The organism is Paenibacillus sp. FSL H7-0350 (genome assembly GCF_038593195.1).
Classification (GTDB): Bacteria; Bacillota; Bacilli; order Paenibacillales; family Paenibacillaceae; genus Paenibacillus_AQ.
This window is the reverse complement of the sequence record NZ_CP151972.1, coordinates 842,139-858,779: the sequence shown is the minus strand read 5'-3', so window position 1 is coordinate 858,779 and position 16,641 is coordinate 842,139. Positions and strand designations below refer to the sequence as shown.

Here is a 16,641-nt window from a genome sequence, read left to right as displayed (position 1 = left end):
TAATGTCTTATAAAACGGTAATTAACGGCATCTCCGGTCCGATCTTCGCGCTGTATTCATGTCCGAGAATCTCCAGGTAATCCGGAGTATTGGTGACGATCACTGGCGTAGTCATATCGAATCCGGCTTCCTCAATCGCCTGCATATCGAATTCAATAAGTAGTTGTCCATGCTTGATCGTATCACCTTCCTGCACCACAACATTGAAGTGCTTCCCCTTAAGCTTGACGGTATCCAGCCCCACATGAATGAGGATTTCTACTCCCTCCACCGATTTCAGACCAATGGAATGCTTCGTTCTGAATACAGTCTCTACGGTTCCGTCGAACGGGGCTACAACCTCGCCCTTGCTTGGCTTAATAGCCATCCCTTTGCCCATCGCCTCCTGTGCGAAGGCTTCATCCTTAACCTCTCTCAAAGGAATGGCTTCTCCCTCAATCGGTGCGAAGATAACCATCCGGGATTGTGGTCTTCCGGGTTCCTGCGGAGCTGCTGGTACATCGGCGGATTTCGTTACGGCAGCTGCTGGCTGCTGTCCGTCTGTGTCCTCTTTGAACCCGATGAAGTACACCGCAATTGGTGTAACGACCAGGGAGATCCCCAGCGTAATCAGGGCGTACATGAAGTTGTTCTTTTCTCCGATAAACATCGGCAGTGAAGCGATACCCGGACCCACAGCAGCGTAAGCCTTCAGATTGACGATCCCGGCGAACAGTCCGGCCGAACCGGCCCCGATCATACAGGCGACCATGGTTCTTTTCAGCTTAAGATGTATTCCGTATAATGCCGGCTCTGAGATCCCGAACAATCCGGAGATCCCTGCTGGTAAAGCGATCTGCTTCAGCTTCTTATCCTTAGCCAGGAACCATACCGCCAAAGCACCTGCGCCTTGTGCAATATTGGAGGAGAGCATGGCACTGTGAATCAGTGTTTCATAACCTGGCGACACCATAGCGGCAAAAATGACCGGGTAGAAGACTTTGTGCATTCCGAACATGACAATGAACGGGAGAATGACCGATAATATCACAACCGTCAGCCAGCCGAACTTCCCTTGAATCCAGAACAGCCCGTCGGACAAGCCTTGACCCAAGTAATTTCCAAGTGGTCCTAATACCACTAATGCAAGTGGAGCCATCACCAGAATGATAATCATGGGCTTCAGGAAGATCTTGACGGGTCCCGGCGATACCTTCTCGGCAAACCGTTCCACATAAGACATCAGCCAGACTGTCAGGATAATCGGAATGACGCTTGAAGCATACGAGACATTCGGCACCGGCAGTCCGGCGAACTGGACAGGCACTTCACCTGCCAGCAAGGCGATTAATTTAGGATGCAAGAGCACTCCGGCCAGAGTAACCGAGATGTACGGGTTGGTTTTGAACTTCTGGGAGCTGGAGAAGGCCAGCAGCACCGGCAAGAAGTAGAATGCGGCGTCTGCAATGAAGCTGAGCAGCAGGTAGAGCTGGCTCTCCTTGGTCAGCAGGTTCAGCGAGGTGCTGAGCAGCAGCAATGCCTTCAGCATCCCTGAGGCGGCAATCGCCGGAATGATCGGCTGGAAAATCCCGGTGATGATTCCCGCGAAGCTGTCGAACAGTCCTTTGAAGCTCAGGTCTCTTTTCTTCGGTTCCTCCTGGGCTGGCTTCTTCTTCGTATCTAGTAGTTTAATCAATTCATTGTACACATAACCGACATCGTTACCAACAATCACCTGGTATTGGCCGCCGCTGTATACGGCTCCCATGATGCCGTCTATAGATTTGATTTCATCGGTTTTGGCTTCTTTCGGATGCTTAAGATTCATACGCAGACGGGTAGAACAGTGAATGACTTCATTGATATTATCATTCCCGCCCACTTTGTCGAAAATAGTCTTCGCGGTTTGTTTGTAGTCCATGCTGAACACCTCACATTAGGAAATAGGAGCATAAAAAAAGGCCCAAATCGGGTAGGAATATCAAGCATTCCCACCCAATTCAAGCCTTGCCTGCCGAACAGTAACACGCTGTAATTGGATGATATGAAATTAATTTTTTGTTTTTCCGGAAATAAAAAATCAATTAACCGTTTACATTGCCACTTTAACATGTCGGGATGAAAAAGACAACACTAAATTTTCTGCTTCTCCACCATCTTGTAATACATTCCCTGTTGTGCCAGTAATTCAACCGGACTGCCCTGCTCTGCAATACGGCCCTTATCGACGACCAGGATCACATCTGCATTCTTGACAGTGGACAGCCGGTGTGCGATCACCAGGATCGTCTGCTTCCCCTTTAGGCTCAGCAAGGTATCGTTCAGGTCACTCTCCGTTAAGGCGTCCAGGGCAGAGGTGTATTCATCCAGCATGAGAATCCGGGGTTCACTCATGAATGCCCGTGCTAATAGAATCCGCTGGACCTCGCCGCCGGAGAGATTGTCTCCATGGTTCTCTACCTGCTTGTCATACCCTTCTGGCATGGCTTGTACGAATGAATTCACATGGGCAAGGTTAACAGCAGCATTGAATTTGCGCCATGTCTCTTCGTTCATGTCTTCCTTTTGCAGAGGATAAATGATGTTGTCCAGAATGGACTTATTCCATAACACTCCCTTCTGCGGGGAATAGCCAACATATCGTCTTAGTTCATGTATGTCCAGTTCTCGGATCGAGACCCCGTCCAGGCAGATCTCCCCTTCATCCGGCTCAATAAACCTGTGGATCAGCTCGAATATCGTAGATTTCCCTGAGCCGCTTAATCCAACAATCCCCACGAAGGCTCCGGGCTGAATGTCCAAAGTAAAGCCGGTGATCCCAAAAGAATCTGCCGGAGCATACCGGTACGAGACATTCCTCATCTGCAGGAGGGGGACACGGTGATAGTCGGGAGCTGTAGCTCCCGATGAAATTTTCTCCAGTTCAAGGATATCATTCAGGTTATTAATAATGACCGTCATGCGGCTCCTATCGATGTTCAGCGTAAACAGCGATTTGAATATGCTATACAGCCTTGGAAGAATTACAATGAAGGCCAGCAATGTGCCTGGTGAGATGTGCCCTTTCAGTATCAGGAACAGACTATAGCCGTAAATGATGCCTGTAATGATGGAAATGACCGTATCCGCGACCAGGTTTAACACCACATGATGAAATAGCCTGGACTGCCGGGATATCTTCCACGCCTCGTCATTCCACTCCCTCCAGCGCTTTTGCTCAACCTGATGTCCGTTACATCTGTGGACCGCCTTCAGATTCGTGAACAAATCATTCAAATAATTGATGCCCTTATCCAAAATACCATGATACTGCTTATCCAGGCGCTCCGTCTTGCTCCTGAAGCGCTTGAAGCCGTACATACATAGAGGAAATGAGAATATGGCCGCGAGTGTAAGCTCGGCACTCATTGAGAACATGATCCACAGGGTAGCGATCAGTAGAATAGCATTCGAGACCATAGACATCAGGGTGTCTACCACGAAAATTTCACACAGCATCCCCACCTGCAAGGTGATCCGGTTAATGATTTCCCCCTTGCCAATGCTGTCCACGTTTCTTGGCCGGGTCTGGAGTACGTCAGAGAACAGCCGCAGGCGCAGATTCTTGGATAAATGGTTGCCAAGCTCATTATTGTAATACGAGGTGACGCTGTTCAAGGCGGCGTAAATAACGGGAATTAGAATTAGCAAAAGCATATAGAATGCAGCCGTACCGATCTGCTTGTCTGGCAGGATGTCGTCGAACAGGTCTTTGAACAGGCGTGGCTGAAGAGTCGAGACAAATGCGGCTAAAATATTGAAGAGTAGGATCATAACAAGAATTCCCTTACTATTAGACAATATCTCCTTAATCAATACCCGGGTCGGATTCATAAGCCTGCAAAACCTCCTTCAAAGAGCAGAGCTTATGTAATCATAACGGATCGGGAAAATGAAATTAACCCGTCTAATAATAGGTGAATACCTGTCAGATTATAGGATTATCAAAACGGAACAAAATTACCCTGCGGATGAAGGGTGCGGGTGCCTTCTCTCACCGGCCGCTTGTAAGGAGCAGCATTGTTGCACTTTTGGCAGGATTCCTACCGAAAAGGTTACGGGTTACGCTACATTGTTGCATTATTTGCACAAATTTCAGTATTTAGAGCACGTTAGTGCTGGATTTGTTGCATTTTTTGCAGGATTTCAGCATAGACCGCTTCTACGTGGCAGGATTGTTGCACTTTTTGCAGGATTTCCTAAACAACCAAATAGGCCAGCGTCCGCTAGGAATCGCTGGCTTCTGACTAACAATATGAATGATTATGAATGATTGCAGAATTACTTCCAATACCCCCGGCTGAAGGCGATGGAACCGTCATAATCGATGTACACACCGGCAATCAGGGGATTGCGCAGAATATCGGCCACATAGTTATGCGACGGAAGCATGACCGCTTCACTCATCAGCAGCTTCTCTGCCTTGGCATACAGCTGAACCCGCTTCGCGGAGTCGAGGGTCTGCTCAGCCTGCTTAATGAATTCATCATACCGCTTATTCGACCAGCCGGAGTCGTTGTCGGCGCTATCCGTCCGGAAGTAATTCAGGAACGCCGCCGGATCGTTGTAATCTGCGGACCAGCCTGCACGGGCTACCTGGAAGCTGCCGCTTTGCCGGCTGGCCAGGACAGCCTGCCAGCTCTGCACCTTAATGGTGGTGGTTACGCCGAGCTTATCATTCCATTGCTTGACGAGCCTTTTCACCAATGCAGCATGGTCGTCCCCCTCATTGACAAGGACCGTGAATGGCGGCATCTTACTCAGTCCCTCTTGCCCCAGTCCTTTGGCCAGCAGCTCCTTGGCTTTACTCAGATTCTCCCTATAGTAAGCTGCATCGCTAACCTCTGTACGGTACTGTGCTCTGGAGCCAAAGATAGGCGAGGGTACGAATCCGTAAGCGGGTATGGCCATTCGCAGAGCTTTCCGGTCCACGGCCAGGGATAGCGCCTTGCGGATATTGATGTTGCTAAAGGGCTTCTGCCCCAGATTGAACTGATAATAGTAGGTGGAGGCATAAGGTGCTTGCAAGTAGTAATTCTCTGCTACTGTATCCTTGTATTTATAATCCATCATGGTATTGCCGCCGCCCGCCCAATCTACCTGTCCGTTGACAAAGGCTGCTGTCGCATTCTCCGAATTCAGGCCCAGCGGAGACAGCAGATCAACCTCGCTCAGACGGATGGACGCAGCATCGTAATAATGAGGATTTTTAATCAGCTTGATCTCCATGTTGCTCCGTGCTTGCAACTGAAAAGGTCCATTGGAGATGCTTGCCGCTTCCTTTGCCTCCTGCGACACCGGATAATATTCGGGCTCCGCCAGAAGTGTAGGGAAATAAGCGTATTTTCCCTTGAGTGTAACCTGGAGGGTATCGTCATTGATGGCCTTCACCCCAACCTTGGCAAAATCCTTCAGCTTGCCGGTATGATAGCTCTCTGCCCCGGCCACATAGTACATTCTGAATATATTCCCTGCCTTCAGTCCCGGTCTAAGCCCTCAATGCTGGCCGGGTCCAGCAGAACCGGCAGTTCATCCATACCAATGCGCAGCACCTGCTTCTCTGCCGCCGCAGCAACACCACTGCCAGGCACGCTCCCTAGCACAGTTAGCAGAATAACGAGCGTGGCTAACCAAACTTTTCTCATCTGAATTTCCCCTTAGCTATGTAATGTCACTCCCTCCCATATTAGCATATCCGGTAAATTTTACTAAGTGAACATTACTAGTCAGCTGCTCATAAGCGGAATGTGTTCCTTCGGATGAATGTGCTGCATTAAGGTAAAAATATAATTTCGTATTGACAAATGTACGACATGTAACTAATAAAATGACATGTAACAAATATGGTTACAAGACAAAAACTACATTACAAAGGATGGTACTAATTATGGCTAAAGTATTATATATCACCGCTCACCCGCATGATGAAACACAGTCCTACAGCATGGCTGTCGGCAACTCGTTCATTGAATCCTACAAGCAAGCACATCCGCAGGACGAAGTCGTGGCTGTTGATTTGTATAAAGAGCATATCCCTCATATTGATGCAGATATATTCAGCGGATGGGGAAAACTCCGTTCAGGTACAGAATTCAGCCAATTGTCTACAGAGGAACAGGCCAAAGTAACGCGTCTAGCTGAATTGTCTGATCAATTTATTCAGGCAGATAAATATGTATTTGTAACGCCTTTCTGGAACTTCTCCTACCCGCCTGTCATGAAAGCTTATATTGATGCAGTCTCGGTGGCCGGGAAATCGTTCCAATATACGGAACAAGGGCCTGTAGGGCTGTTGACAGACAAAAAAGCATTGCACATTCAGGCACGAGGCGGGTTCTACTCTGAATCACCAACAGCAGAGCTTGAAATGGGCCATCGTCATCTTGAGGTCATAATGAATTTCTTCGGCGTCCCTTCCTTTGAAGGCCTGTTCGTTGAAGGTCATAATCAAGTTCCGGCTGAGGCGCAAGAGATTAAAGAAGCTGCCATCCGCCGTGCACAAGATCTTGCCCAAACCTTCTAAGGATATGAATGGAGAACAAAGAAAAACTCTGATCTGCATGTATGCAGTCAGAGTTTTTTTTGGAATGCAGGATGTCAAGGAGCAGGCAAACCAGGGTCCACAAAACCTATTAGCTTAGCTGTGAATTCTTCAACTCTCGCTGGAACCGGTTCCCCGGCCCGGGTGATTCTTCCCAGAATGGCCTGATCCAGCGTAAGCTGCTGTAACGGAATAGTAACCAAGTGTTCATGGTAGACTGAAGATAAAGCATTCACTATAAAGTCCGGGGCGATGGTAATCGCGTTCGCTTTAACGACCATTTGGCATAAAGCATCTGTATTGTTGGTTACCAGCGCAATGCGGTTCGACGCATGTGCAGACATCAGATGGCGGGCGATCTTCCCGATATGCTCATCCTTGTAGAGTACAAACACTTCATTCTTCAAATCCTCCGGGGTGATAGTTGAATAGTAGCGCTAGGGAGAAGCGGCATTCACGATTAACACAGCAGTACCTTCTACAAGGGGCAGCCATTCAAAAACAGCATTCTGCTGGGCGCGGCTGTATGAGAGTATCCCCATATTCGCCTCCCCCTCCTGCACATGCTTCATGACGCTTTCAGTATCCCCTTCGATCATCTGCACCTTCAGGAACGGAGACTTGATCATCAGCTCCAGCGTGGCCTGAACCACCTGGTGAACCAGGCCGGGAATGGTCGATATGGTGATGCTCTCTACATGTTCTTCTTTAAGACCGGATAATTCGGTGTGCATCGATTCAATATTTTTAAGGATAGCTGCCGCATGCTGCAGGATGAGCACACCTTCTTTGGTGGGGGCAACTCCCTTTTTGGTGCGGTGAAAAATAACGGTATCCATCTCATCCTCAAGTTGCTTAATGGACTGGCTGATGGTCGGCACTGTCAGATGATGTACGCTGGCCGCTTTGGTAAATGAGCCCAGACTTGCCGCCGACATCAAATATTGCAGCTGTGAAATGTTCATGTGATCGGTCCTATCCTTAATTTTTTGTTTAGATAACTAAAATATATTTAAATATATTTTATCATAATCATCCTGTATTCTAAAGGAAGGAGGTCGATAACATGCGCAGTATACGAAGCTTCTTGGTAGAGCGGCTGCTATCCCTGAATAAAAAGAAAATTAATGCCGGGGAGTACATGGAGCAGCGCCGAGTGATAAACAGTCAACCCTATGAATTGCCCGTGAAGCTCCAGTCCAAATATAAGATCAGCCAGGACAACCGTTTTCCGGTAGACACCTATATCCTGAAATCCGCTTCCCAGGCGGACGCCAAGCAGATTCTCTTTATCCATGGCGGAGGATATGTTGAACAGCCGTTGGTATGGCACTGGCATTTTTTGCACAAGGTTACCCGGCAGTTAAATTGCACAGTGTATGTACCGGTATATCCGAAGGCTCCGAACTATCAGGTGATGGATGCAGTCCAGAGTGTTCTGAGTGTCTATAAGCATCTGCTGGAGAACGGGAAGCCTGAGAATATCGTGATTATGGGCGATTCCGCCGGCGGCGGGCTGTCCCTGGCCTTCGCTCAATATCTGTCTGAACAAGGCTTGCCGCAGCCGGGCAACATCATTCTGTTGTCTCCATGGCTTGACATTACTCTAAGCAATCCCGAAATCGCAGATATGCTGGACGCAGAACCCATGCTGGACTGGGAAACGTTAGTTGAAGCGGGGAAAAGCTACGCAGGGGATCTTCCGGGGACACACTATCTGGTTAGTCCCATCTATGGAAAACTTACGAATCTGGCAACCATTACGCTATTCATCGGGACCCATGAATTCTTCCTGCCGGATGCCCGGAAATTCAGAGAGCTGGCCTCCCTGAATTCCGTTAACATCCATTATTACGAGTATCCGAAGATGAATCATGTGTTCCCGGTGTTCCCTATTCCTGAAGCCAAGAAAGCCTTGAAGCAAATTGTAGACATCATCCAAAGATGAGTTCTAAATCTAAGCATCCCGCTTACGGTGTAACACAACCGCTGCTGTTATGAAGAGCATTGTCCATAATATGGATATGCCTGTCCCTTGCATTCGTGTAAGGACATTGTGGGGATCGGTGGAAGGCGGCGCATACATGTGATAACCAGCTACATCTGGAAGATAGTCAGGCAGATACGCTCCGGCCAATGGACTAATAATGAAATAATAACCAAGCAGGATCACCAGGGCGGGAGCAGTTCTTCGCAAAATAGCGCCTGCCGCTGCACCCAGCAGAGCGGTTAAGGTTAAATAGCCCGTGGCCCCTGCCAAGCTCGCGGCCATTAGATCTGGCTCAATGCCTGCGGAAGTGTCTCTGAGCATCGTTAAGGCATACAGTACACCAGATCCGGCCATAAGAAACGCCGCAGGCACCGCGATCATGGCCAATGCCAGATGCTTCACGGACAATTGCAGCCCGCGCCAGGGGAGTGCAGTGAGCGTCATCCTTATCTGTCCTCCTTTGTACTCTGAAGCTGTGGCTGTTATTCCAAGCATCATGAAGCCTGCTTGAAGATACCGCATGGAGGCCAGTCCTGCATTCAGCATCGTATACGTTCCACCTCCTTCCTGCAGAGCCACAGAAGTATAAGCCGCAGTCACCACGCACTGAGCAACGAATGTCCCTGCCAGAATGAGCCATACCGCGGGCAGGGTGACTAACTTCCCCCATTCTGCACCAAGTATTCTTGTGAACTTCCTGCCAGCCGGGATATTCATGCACCAACATCCCTTCTATGGAAGACAATCGCTGCGATGGCGAGAAGAACGGCTACCCAGGCCAGCATCACCAGCCCGCCTGCGAGCGGGGTGTGAAAGGCATCGCTCATAGACATGAACATATCGATGCCCGCCCTGTCCGGTAAGTAATAGGCCAGCTTTGTCACTTTGGCGAGCAGGACACTGAAGGATACCAGCGATGAATTGATCATAAGCACTGTGAGCGGGATCATGCCGTTCTTCGTCAGAACCGTGAAGCTGAAGGCGATCAGCGCAGTGAACATCCAGTAACCCATGGCTCCGGCCAGTCTGGTCCACTCCATGGCCGGGGCGAATTCTCCGAGAATCAGACGCGTTACCGGCACAATAGCCGCTATAGCCATGATGCACAGCAGGAGGGTGATTAGGCTCACCGCTGCGGCTTTTGCCAAGAGCACTTGAAGCCTGGAGGATACCGCCATTAAGCTTGTTATGATCTGCTGTCCGTGTCCGGCCTCGCTGCTCTCTGCCGCATACTCACTGCTGACCGCCAGCACCCCCAGAAGAATGACGCCCTGTACCCCGAAGCCTAAGCCAAGAAAACCAACTTCCGGCAGCCGGGTGGTAATACCAGCCAGAATATCCTCCTTCTGCGCGATACAGTCCAGAGCGGCAAAAGCCGCAGGACCCAAGACTCCTATTAGGCAGGCCAGCCAGATGCCCGGCAGCGAGAACAGCTTGGACAATTCCGCATGAACGGCTCTCATCGCAGCTCACCCGCTTGTCCCGAGGTCAGAGCGAAGAAAGCCTGCTCCAGCGTGGAGTACCTGCCGGTCACCTCTTCGATTGTGCCATCCGCAACGATTCTCCCCTGCTTAATGATCACCACATCGTCCACCGTCTCGGCCAGCTCGCCCATAAGATGACTGGAGAGCAGCACCGTATTCCCGGCCTCAGCCCGTTGCCGCAGAAATGTCCGAATCCAGCGGATACCTTCCGGGTCGAGTCCGTTCACGGGTTCGTCCAGAATCAGAATCTCCGGTTCTGCAAGCAGCGCTGCGGCGATCCCCAGTCTTCTCCCCATGCCGAGAGAATATCGCTTGACTCTAGTGCCGGCTGCCTTAGTAAGACCAACGATGTCCAGCACCTCCTCGACACGGGAGCGGGGGAGTCCGGCGGCGGAAGCAATCCAGCGCAGGTGTGCCCGTCCTGTCCGCATCGGATGGGCTCCAGATCCATCCAGTGCAGCACCTACGGTTCGCAGCGGATGCTGTAATTCTGCGAAGGGCTTGCCCTGAATCAAGGCGCTGCCGGAAGTGGCATGATCCAGTCCGAGCAGGATACGGAGTGTAGAGCTTTTGCCAGCCCCGTTCGGCCCTAGGAATCCCGTGACTCTTCCAGGTTTGGCTTCGAAGGTGATCCCGGATAGAATTTCCTCCTTGCCGCGGCGTTTGACTAAGTTATTGATGGTAAGCAACCATAACACATCCTTTCGTTATGGTGCTAAGTATACAGATGCAAGGTTACATCCCGGTGGGCAGGCCGTTTACTTCCGGGTTAACTTCAGGTTACATTCTGCCAATGACTACCCTCGTCCCCTGCCCGCTGGAGTTGAATTCAGCCTTCAGGTTCATTGTATTCAGCATGTATTCTACGGTCGACAGCCCTATTCCCGCCCCGCCGCCGTATGCGGAATGATCCATCCCTAAGCCTCTGTCAGCGACAAGAATCCGTTCCTGCTGTACATCCACGGCGATGAAAGCATATTTCCCGTCCGCTGCATGGCGGATGATATTCTGAAACAGATTATCCAGCACCCGGGTCATCCATTGGGGATCTGCTGTCCAGTGGAAGGTCTCTTCTGCGGGTAGATCAACATCAACCTGAATGTCATGTTCTTCAAAAACCGGATACCACGCAGCAACCGAGGCTCTTACCAGGCGCCCCATGTCTGTGGGTGCAGGCACGAAGGGATATTTTCCTGAAGTAAGCAGGGTATACGAGAGCAATTCATCCATCAGCTCGCCGGTACGGGTAATGGTCTGATTGATCTCGGCTAAGGAATTCTGTCCTTCTGGACTCATGGGCTCTTTGTTCAACCTGGTGACATGTCCCCGCATAATGGTCAGCGGCGTCCGCAGGTCATGGGACATGTTGGCAATGAGCCGTTGCCGCAGCCCGGCCTCTTCCTGCTCGCGCCTGCGGCTGTCTTCCAGCTGCCGGATCATCCGGTTGAAGGAACCGCCCAACTGGTCTATTTCATCCATGCGGTCCTTTTGAATCAGGACAGGCTCAGGCCGCGAATCCGCAGCAGCGGGAGTAGCGGACATAGCTTCCTGTAAGCGGGTCAGACGTTTGCGGAGTTTCCAGAAGAACAGCCAGGATAGAACAACGAACGCCACAATAATACCAGTGAACATAAGTATTGTAATGTAAAACAGGTTCAGCGTATTGAACCTTGCTTCTGGCCCGGATGTTCCGAAGAACGATGATAAGACGATCAGCGTGAGGGGCGGAAGAAGGATAAACAGAAAGTGCAGCTTCAGAAAATGCCGGAACAAGGAGCGGGGCTGCTTCATAGCTTCACCCGGTAGCCGATTCCCTTCAGCGTCTCAATAATCTCCGGGGTCTCCGGGTCACGCTCCAGCTTCTGCCGAAGCCGGTGGAGATGTACCAGTAAGGTCTTGTCGCCAGGGATATAGGCTTCCTCCCAGACGGCTTCATAGAGCTGTTCCTTCGGCAGAACCTGATTCGGATGGCGCAGGAAATACATCAGGATCTGATGCTGCTTCCCTGTCAATATAATCTCTTCTTCTGTGCGCTTGTCATAGAGGGTCTGGAGCTTCAAATCGACTTCAATATGAGTGCCCAGTGTAATACGGTCCGGGGAGACTCCGCCGCTCCGGCGGATTAATACCTCAAGCCTAGCCACTAATTCATCGGTATGGAAGGGCTTCGTGACATAGTCATCTGCGAATTGTAAGCCCTCTACCTTATCGTCAACGGAGGTTCGGGCGGTCAACAGCAGTACAGGAACGGCGGGTGCCGCCTTTTTTAACCTTTTGCCTATAGTGAATCCATCTAAGCCCGGTAACATGATATCCAGAATAACGACATCAACCTGCGTGACCTCAGCCTCGGCTCCTTCACCGGACAGCAGCCACTGTACCGAATATCCGCGCTGCTCCAGCTCCTCTTTGACCCAAGTGCCGATTTGCTCATTATCTTCAATATAAAGTATGCTAGTTCTCAAGTGATTTCCTGCTCTCTATTAATCTCTGCTGCTCTCCCTTCATATTATACTGGTTAATCAATTCATCCAATACCATGGATTGCTTAAGGACCGCAGGATGCTGAAGATCATGATGTTTCTCTGCCAGGATGTGAAGCCGGTTCCGGGCGCGTTCAATCCGGACTTGCACGAGCATGTCTCTACTCACCATAGAATCCTCCCTTTATGCTATCTTAGGGTTTTATGACAGATAATAGGATATCTATTTGATTGCACAGATAACCCCACGAAGTGAGGCTTTAGCTTGACGTTCAATCAGATACTTTGCGGGGACCCCGGAACATATAAAAAAGGCGCCCCCGAGATATCAGGAGCACCCTTGTATATTTTTACGAAAATGATTAAGTCCCCCAGCCATGTCCCATCGTAGTCACCAAGGTTAACGTCGTTGAAATAACAATTGAAATACTACAGAGCGTCAAGAAGAATAAGATCTTTTTTCGCATGGAGCTGATACACCTCACTTGATAGATTTTTGAATCTTTCCTGCAGTTCCTGATCTGCGAAATCCCTATATTCCTCAAAAAGTGTCATACAAGCAAGCATATTTTGGCTGCTATTCATGGAAATGGATATTTCCAAGCCTTTCAGCACAGTGTTCAATGCCTGCTCCTTACTCTTGTTGTGATTGAAAAGATAGATTGCCAGCTCGATGAGGAATTGCGCATAGCTCTCTTGCAGAATGGCCTGTTTGTAATCGCCTAACTCTGTCTTGTTGGATTCATAGGTTATGTATGGCGCGAACCGCTCTAAGATGCTGTCCACATTAAGCTTAAATACATTCGCCGCTTGAACGATATAACGCACTGCCACAAATATTTCATTCTCTTGAAGCGCTATATAGTCTGCATACTCATGTATGACATCCAATTCTCCGGACATTAACCGGTACAGATAGGTGTTCGCAACGGCCCATTCTGTAAATTGTGTAATGATCTGCCGGGATTGTTCATCGTTCTCCTGTACCCAGCGCTCGGGATTTGCATATAGCTGTACAAAAGATAAGGCCCGCTCGTAATCGCCGCACGCTTCGCTGGCTGTAGTTCTGGCTAAGTATGCATACAGGATATAATAGTAGAAAGGACGCTCAGGACGCTTCAACCCTTCTTCTAGGGTGTCTGACCGGCGGTTTTCCAGTTCATTTTGAACGGATGCAATCCGGTGCATTTCCTTAGCGAGTTCGTCCACTCTCTTCCACTTGTGTACCAGACCATAAATATGCATAAGCTGTTTCATTGCATCGAGCTGATCGGCTGCGTCTAAGCGGTTTACATACAACTCAAATTGTGCAGCTGCGCGTAATTTCTCTTCCAGATCGTGCTGTTCTTCTATTTCAATCCGAAATATCCGGTACTGGCATAACGCTAACCGTTCGGAATGCTGATACTTCTCGGCTTCGCTCACACCCCGATACAGGATCCTTGCAGCTTGGTGTTTATTGTCCCTATTCAAAAGTTCAGCGAATTCAAACAGTAAAGAGGCATAAGACAAATCCTCCAGCAGACGGTTCACAACCTGTTCAAGGCAATCCAGACGATCTAATTCAGCTGAGCGAAAAATAAAGGGCCGTATCCGCCGCATGGAGACTACAAAAGAAAAGCATTCCTCGATGTAGTCTTCAAAAAAATAGTCCTCCGGCAGCTTCATTCCAGCAGTAATCGCAGCAAGCTGTGCCATGGAGATTGGATGTTTACCTTTTAAGATCCGGCTGAGCGTACCTGAATTGAGACCCGATAACTCTGCAAAATGGGAATGTATCATTTGATTTCTGTTCATATATGTGAGCAGTTCTTCCCGGATAGAATTTACCGATCCCAAACCAACATACCTCCTTCCATATAATAGGATTAAAAGCATACGTATAGCTGATACTAAGGTTGAATCAAACGGCGGTCAATATAAAGGGATATTTTACTATTTAACCCGTTTACATCTATTATTATATCCTTAAAAAAAGTTTACACAATATATTTCGTGTATTATAAAACGTTAAATTAACGGGTCTCCTCCCCTATCATAAAAACATACCGAAAAGTTGAGGGAGATATTGCATTTTGAGGATAAAGGATGCACGTAAAGCCGCAGGATATACCCAAGAATCCATCGTACATCAGATTAATGACACCATGAAATGCACCTTGCGCAACTACCAGAATATTGAATACGGTGTGGTCCTCCCAAACGTTACATTGGCGCTTCTAATCAGTCATTTGTGTGGCATTGATCCCCGTGAAGTAGATGAATGGAAATACTCTAATCAGCGTGCAGATGCGCAAAAAAATGGCAATTGAATTTCCATGGCAGTCTGCAAAAAACCACCGGATAAGGGATAGCCCTTCAACGGTGGTTTTTCTTTACCTTTTATCAATACAACGCATTAATCCTTATAAATTCTCCTGTAGCTGTTTTAAACTGCATTGCCGGAACTCAAATTCCAGGCTGAGGCCGTGCTCACTTCTGTAGCTGGCTTGACAGTCAATTATAAGCTCCTGAAGCGTCCGTAAGCGATTCTCCGGGATTTCCATATACCCGCCGGATGTCATGAAATCGTCAAGCTGGTTGAAGCTACTTAACTTTCGGGATGGACTGATGTTCATCACCTCTCTCAGCATTAATCGATGGTTTCAATAAGTACAGTCTTTCCGAAATCCTCACTTACAAGAATTTCAATTAATTTAGACGCAGTATATTCCGGTGATTGCAGTTTCCCTTCCTCAGATAGCTGAATGAATTCATTAACATAGGGGAACAGCTCAGTGGAAACGGACCGTATTTCCGATTGCAAGCTTGTATCGATCATGCCGGGATATACTGCTGCTGCTTTTGCCGGATACGTAGCCAGCTTCTGTTCGATGTCTATACACTTGGTAAAAGAGTCTAAGCCAGCTTTGGCAGTACTGTAAGCGCTTTGTGAAGGTAGTATGTACTTTGCAGAAGCTGAGGATATATTCAGGATTCTTTTGTCCGCATTCATATGCTTAGTAAGCCGTAAAAAGTTGGAGGTAATCACCATCGGTGCTAACAGATTCAAGTGGAGGTTCTCTACGATCTGCTCCGTTTCTAACCGCTCAATCGGGCTTACAGGAGTCAACATGGCGGCATTATTGATCAGATAGATGGTTTCATCGCTGGAACGAAGCTTAATTCGGCTGAAAACATTTTCAACAAGCTGCTCGATACCACTGATATCCGTTAAATCATAATGGAAATAGTCCATTTGACAATCCAGTTCCTTCGCACGCGCCAGGAGTCCTTCGTTAGCCGTTCTGGATATGCATATCAAATGATGGGCCGGGTTGATTAATTGATTAGCGAGGGATTCGCCGATTCCTCTGGATGTTCCTGTAATAATAATATGTTTCAATTGTATCTGCCCCCTGTAAGTTACTGGTTATCTTCACGAAGAATCATTCGTCGGACAGCCTCTTCCCAAATCATCTGATATTCGAGATCCATCTTCATCATCTTGCATCTGGACAAATTATCTATAAGCAGGGCAAGAATCGCTGCATTAACCTCGACGGTTGAAGAAGCAATTAGCCCGAAATCAACGCCCTTGGACATAAGTTGAACAAAACCGTGTACAAAATCTTGTTGGATGCTCAAAAATGGAGCTCTAAATTGCTCATCCCGTTCAGCCAGCATCGCAAACTCACTGAGCACCCTTAATGTGGAGCGATACTCTTCCTCACCGCTTGGCAGCATCTTTAGACCGCCGCTGATTAATATTTCTGCAAAATTATCTTTATTGGCGGATTCCGTATCAAAGTATACTGAAAAATTATGGTCCCGGAAAATATGCTCAAAGGTCCGGCTGATCAGCTCTTCTTTCGTAGCAAAATGATAGTAAATAGAGGATTTGGTGATCCCCACTTTTTTGGAAATCAAGCCCAAACTCGTTTTCTCTATTCCATACTCAGCAAAAAGCTCAAATGCTGCCTGAATGATATAACTGGATGTAATCTCTTTTTTCTTAATAACCCTCAGGCTCCCTTCTATTGAATTAATGTCATTATAAGGATTAGTGTAATGAACTGTCAATATTTTAACGACCGATCGTTCAAAAAAATAATTGCGCATAAAATAACCACCTGCAAGAATGCA

18 protein-coding genes are annotated in these 16,641 nt (G+C 48.4%); 3 read left to right on the top strand and 15 right to left on the bottom strand.

Going from position 1 to position 16,641, the window contains the following annotated elements; translation table 11 throughout:
- Positions 1-7 precede the first annotated feature (7 nt).
- The 4 genes from NYE24_RS03975 to NYE24_RS03960 form a co-directional block, all read right to left on the bottom strand.
- Positions 8-1,900, bottom strand: a complete 1,893-nt coding sequence (locus NYE24_RS03975; protein WP_076153814.1) for a beta-glucoside-specific PTS transporter subunit IIABC — start codon at positions 1,898-1,900, stop codon at positions 8-10.
- Between the two features lie 212 nt (positions 1,901-2,112).
- Positions 2,113-3,852 carry an ABC transporter ATP-binding protein gene (locus tag NYE24_RS03970; RefSeq protein WP_051493157.1) on the bottom strand — a complete coding sequence of 580 codons (1,740 nt, stop codon included), beginning with the start codon at positions 3,850-3,852 and terminating at the stop codon, positions 2,113-2,115.
- 447 nt (positions 3,853-4,299) lie between these two features.
- Complete coding sequence (locus NYE24_RS03965; protein WP_342478101.1) at positions 4,300-5,475, bottom strand: peptide ABC transporter substrate-binding protein; 1,176 nt, start codon at positions 5,473-5,475, stop codon at positions 4,300-4,302.
- A gap of 20 nt (positions 5,476-5,495) precedes the next feature.
- Complete coding sequence (locus tag NYE24_RS03960; RefSeq protein WP_342478100.1) at positions 5,496-5,663, bottom strand: hypothetical protein; 168 nt, start codon at positions 5,661-5,663, stop codon at positions 5,496-5,498.
- Between the two features lie 242 nt (positions 5,664-5,905).
- Between NYE24_RS03960 and NYE24_RS03955 the strand changes: the two genes are divergently transcribed.
- A complete protein-coding gene (locus NYE24_RS03955; protein WP_036690869.1) occupies positions 5,906-6,541 on the top strand; it encodes an FMN-dependent NADH-azoreductase in 636 nt (211 codons plus the stop codon).
- Positions 6,542-6,615: 74 nt separating this feature from the next.
- Here NYE24_RS03955 and NYE24_RS03950 read toward each other — a convergent pair whose 3' ends face one another.
- Entirely contained in the window at positions 6,616-6,981 is a 366-nt protein-coding gene (locus NYE24_RS03950) for a LysR substrate-binding domain-containing protein (RefSeq protein WP_342479197.1), read from the bottom strand.
- Between the two features lie 15 nt (positions 6,982-6,996).
- Positions 6,997-7,524 (bottom strand): LysR family transcriptional regulator, encoded by a 528-nt coding sequence (locus tag NYE24_RS03945; RefSeq protein WP_342478099.1) that lies wholly within the window; start codon positions 7,522-7,524, stop codon positions 6,997-6,999.
- 101 nt (positions 7,525-7,625) lie between these two features.
- On the opposite strand from NYE24_RS03945, the gene NYE24_RS03940 reads away from it, so the two are divergent.
- Positions 7,626-8,507 carry an alpha/beta hydrolase gene (locus NYE24_RS03940; protein WP_076153818.1) on the top strand — a complete coding sequence of 294 codons (882 nt, stop codon included), beginning with the start codon at positions 7,626-7,628 and terminating at the stop codon, positions 8,505-8,507.
- A gap of 9 nt (positions 8,508-8,516) precedes the next feature.
- On the opposite strand, the gene NYE24_RS03935 is transcribed toward NYE24_RS03940, so the two are convergent.
- The 7 genes from NYE24_RS03935 to NYE24_RS03905 form a co-directional block, all read right to left on the bottom strand.
- Positions 8,517-9,266: an ABC transporter permease gene (locus NYE24_RS03935; RefSeq protein ID WP_341025353.1), complete on the bottom strand. Its 750-nt coding sequence runs from the start codon at positions 9,264-9,266 to the stop codon at positions 8,517-8,519.
- Positions 9,263-10,012 (bottom strand): ABC transporter permease, encoded by a 750-nt coding sequence (locus NYE24_RS03930; protein ID WP_342478098.1) that lies wholly within the window; start codon positions 10,010-10,012, stop codon positions 9,263-9,265. Before NYE24_RS03930 ends, NYE24_RS03935 begins: the two co-directional genes overlap by 4 nt.
- A complete protein-coding gene (locus NYE24_RS03925; protein ID WP_342478097.1) occupies positions 10,009-10,722 on the bottom strand; it encodes an ATP-binding cassette domain-containing protein in 714 nt (237 codons plus the stop codon). The genes NYE24_RS03930 and NYE24_RS03925 overlap by 4 nt, the downstream gene beginning before the upstream one ends.
- 91 nt (positions 10,723-10,813) lie before the next feature.
- Positions 10,814-11,824 (bottom strand): HAMP domain-containing sensor histidine kinase, encoded by a 1,011-nt coding sequence (locus NYE24_RS03920; protein WP_342478096.1) that lies wholly within the window; start codon positions 11,822-11,824, stop codon positions 10,814-10,816.
- On the bottom strand, positions 11,821-12,498 hold the full coding sequence (locus tag NYE24_RS03915) for a response regulator transcription factor (protein ID WP_342478095.1): 678 nt from the start codon (positions 12,496-12,498) through the stop codon (positions 11,821-11,823). The genes NYE24_RS03920 and NYE24_RS03915 overlap by 4 nt, the downstream gene beginning before the upstream one ends.
- Positions 12,488-12,688, bottom strand: coding sequence for an aspartyl-phosphate phosphatase Spo0E family protein (locus NYE24_RS03910; protein WP_342478094.1), 201 nt, complete (start codon positions 12,686-12,688; stop codon positions 12,488-12,490). Before NYE24_RS03910 ends, NYE24_RS03915 begins: the two co-directional genes overlap by 11 nt.
- Positions 12,689-12,945: 257 nt before the next feature.
- The gene (locus tag NYE24_RS03905) at positions 12,946-14,355 is read right to left on the bottom strand and encodes a transcriptional regulator (RefSeq protein WP_342478093.1); all 1,410 of its coding nucleotides are present in this window, start codon (positions 14,353-14,355) and stop codon (positions 12,946-12,948) included.
- 236 nt (positions 14,356-14,591) lie between these two features.
- On the opposite strand from NYE24_RS03905, the gene NYE24_RS03900 reads away from it, so the two are divergent.
- A complete protein-coding gene (locus NYE24_RS03900) occupies positions 14,592-14,828 on the top strand; it encodes a helix-turn-helix transcriptional regulator (protein ID WP_036690848.1) in 237 nt (78 codons plus the stop codon).
- 320 nt (positions 14,829-15,148) lie between these two features.
- Here NYE24_RS03900 and NYE24_RS03895 read toward each other — a convergent pair whose 3' ends face one another.
- Positions 15,149-15,901: a (S)-benzoin forming benzil reductase gene (locus tag NYE24_RS03895; RefSeq protein WP_342478092.1), complete on the bottom strand. Its 753-nt coding sequence runs from the start codon at positions 15,899-15,901 to the stop codon at positions 15,149-15,151.
- Between the two features lie 20 nt (positions 15,902-15,921).
- Positions 15,922-16,617: a TetR/AcrR family transcriptional regulator gene (locus tag NYE24_RS03890; protein WP_342478091.1), complete on the bottom strand. Its 696-nt coding sequence runs from the start codon at positions 16,615-16,617 to the stop codon at positions 15,922-15,924.
- Positions 16,618-16,641 lie beyond the last annotated feature (24 nt).

What these genes read in the sequence shown, in the direction of transcription:
- NYE24_RS03935 (WP_341025353.1), bottom strand. Translation starts at nt 9,266, where the DNA reads ATGAATATCCCGGCTGGCAGGAAGTTCACAAGAATACTTGGTGCAGAA.
- NYE24_RS03890 (WP_342478091.1), bottom strand. Translation starts at nt 16,617, where the DNA reads ATGCGCAATTATTTTTTTGAACGATCGGTCGTTAAAATATTGACAGTT.
- NYE24_RS03975 (WP_076153814.1), bottom strand. Translation starts at nt 1,900, where the DNA reads ATGGACTACAAACAAACCGCGAAGACTATTTTCGACAAAGTGGGCGGG.
- NYE24_RS03930 (WP_342478098.1), bottom strand. Translation starts at nt 10,012, where the DNA reads ATGAGAGCCGTTCATGCGGAATTGTCCAAGCTGTTCTCGCTGCCGGGC.
- NYE24_RS03910 (WP_342478094.1), bottom strand. Translation starts at nt 12,688, where the DNA reads ATGGTGAGTAGAGACATGCTCGTGCAAGTCCGGATTGAACGCGCCCGG.
- NYE24_RS03965 (WP_342478101.1), bottom strand. Translation starts at nt 5,475, where the DNA reads ATGTACTATGTGGCCGGGGCAGAGAGCTATCATACCGGCAAGCTGAAG.
- NYE24_RS03945 (WP_342478099.1), bottom strand. Translation starts at nt 7,524, where the DNA reads ATGAACATTTCACAGCTGCAATATTTGATGTCGGCGGCAAGTCTGGGC.
- NYE24_RS03920 (WP_342478096.1), bottom strand. Translation starts at nt 11,824, where the DNA reads ATGAAGCAGCCCCGCTCCTTGTTCCGGCATTTTCTGAAGCTGCACTTT.
- NYE24_RS03970 (WP_051493157.1), bottom strand. Translation starts at nt 3,852, where the DNA reads ATGAATCCGACCCGGGTATTGATTAAGGAGATATTGTCTAATAGTAAG.
- NYE24_RS03960 (WP_342478100.1), bottom strand. Translation starts at nt 5,663, where the DNA reads ATGAGAAAAGTTTGGTTAGCCACGCTCGTTATTCTGCTAACTGTGCTA.
- NYE24_RS03940 (WP_076153818.1), top strand. Translation starts at nt 7,626, where the DNA reads ATGCGCAGTATACGAAGCTTCTTGGTAGAGCGGCTGCTATCCCTGAAT.
- NYE24_RS03955 (WP_036690869.1), top strand. Translation starts at nt 5,906, where the DNA reads ATGGCTAAAGTATTATATATCACCGCTCACCCGCATGATGAAACACAG.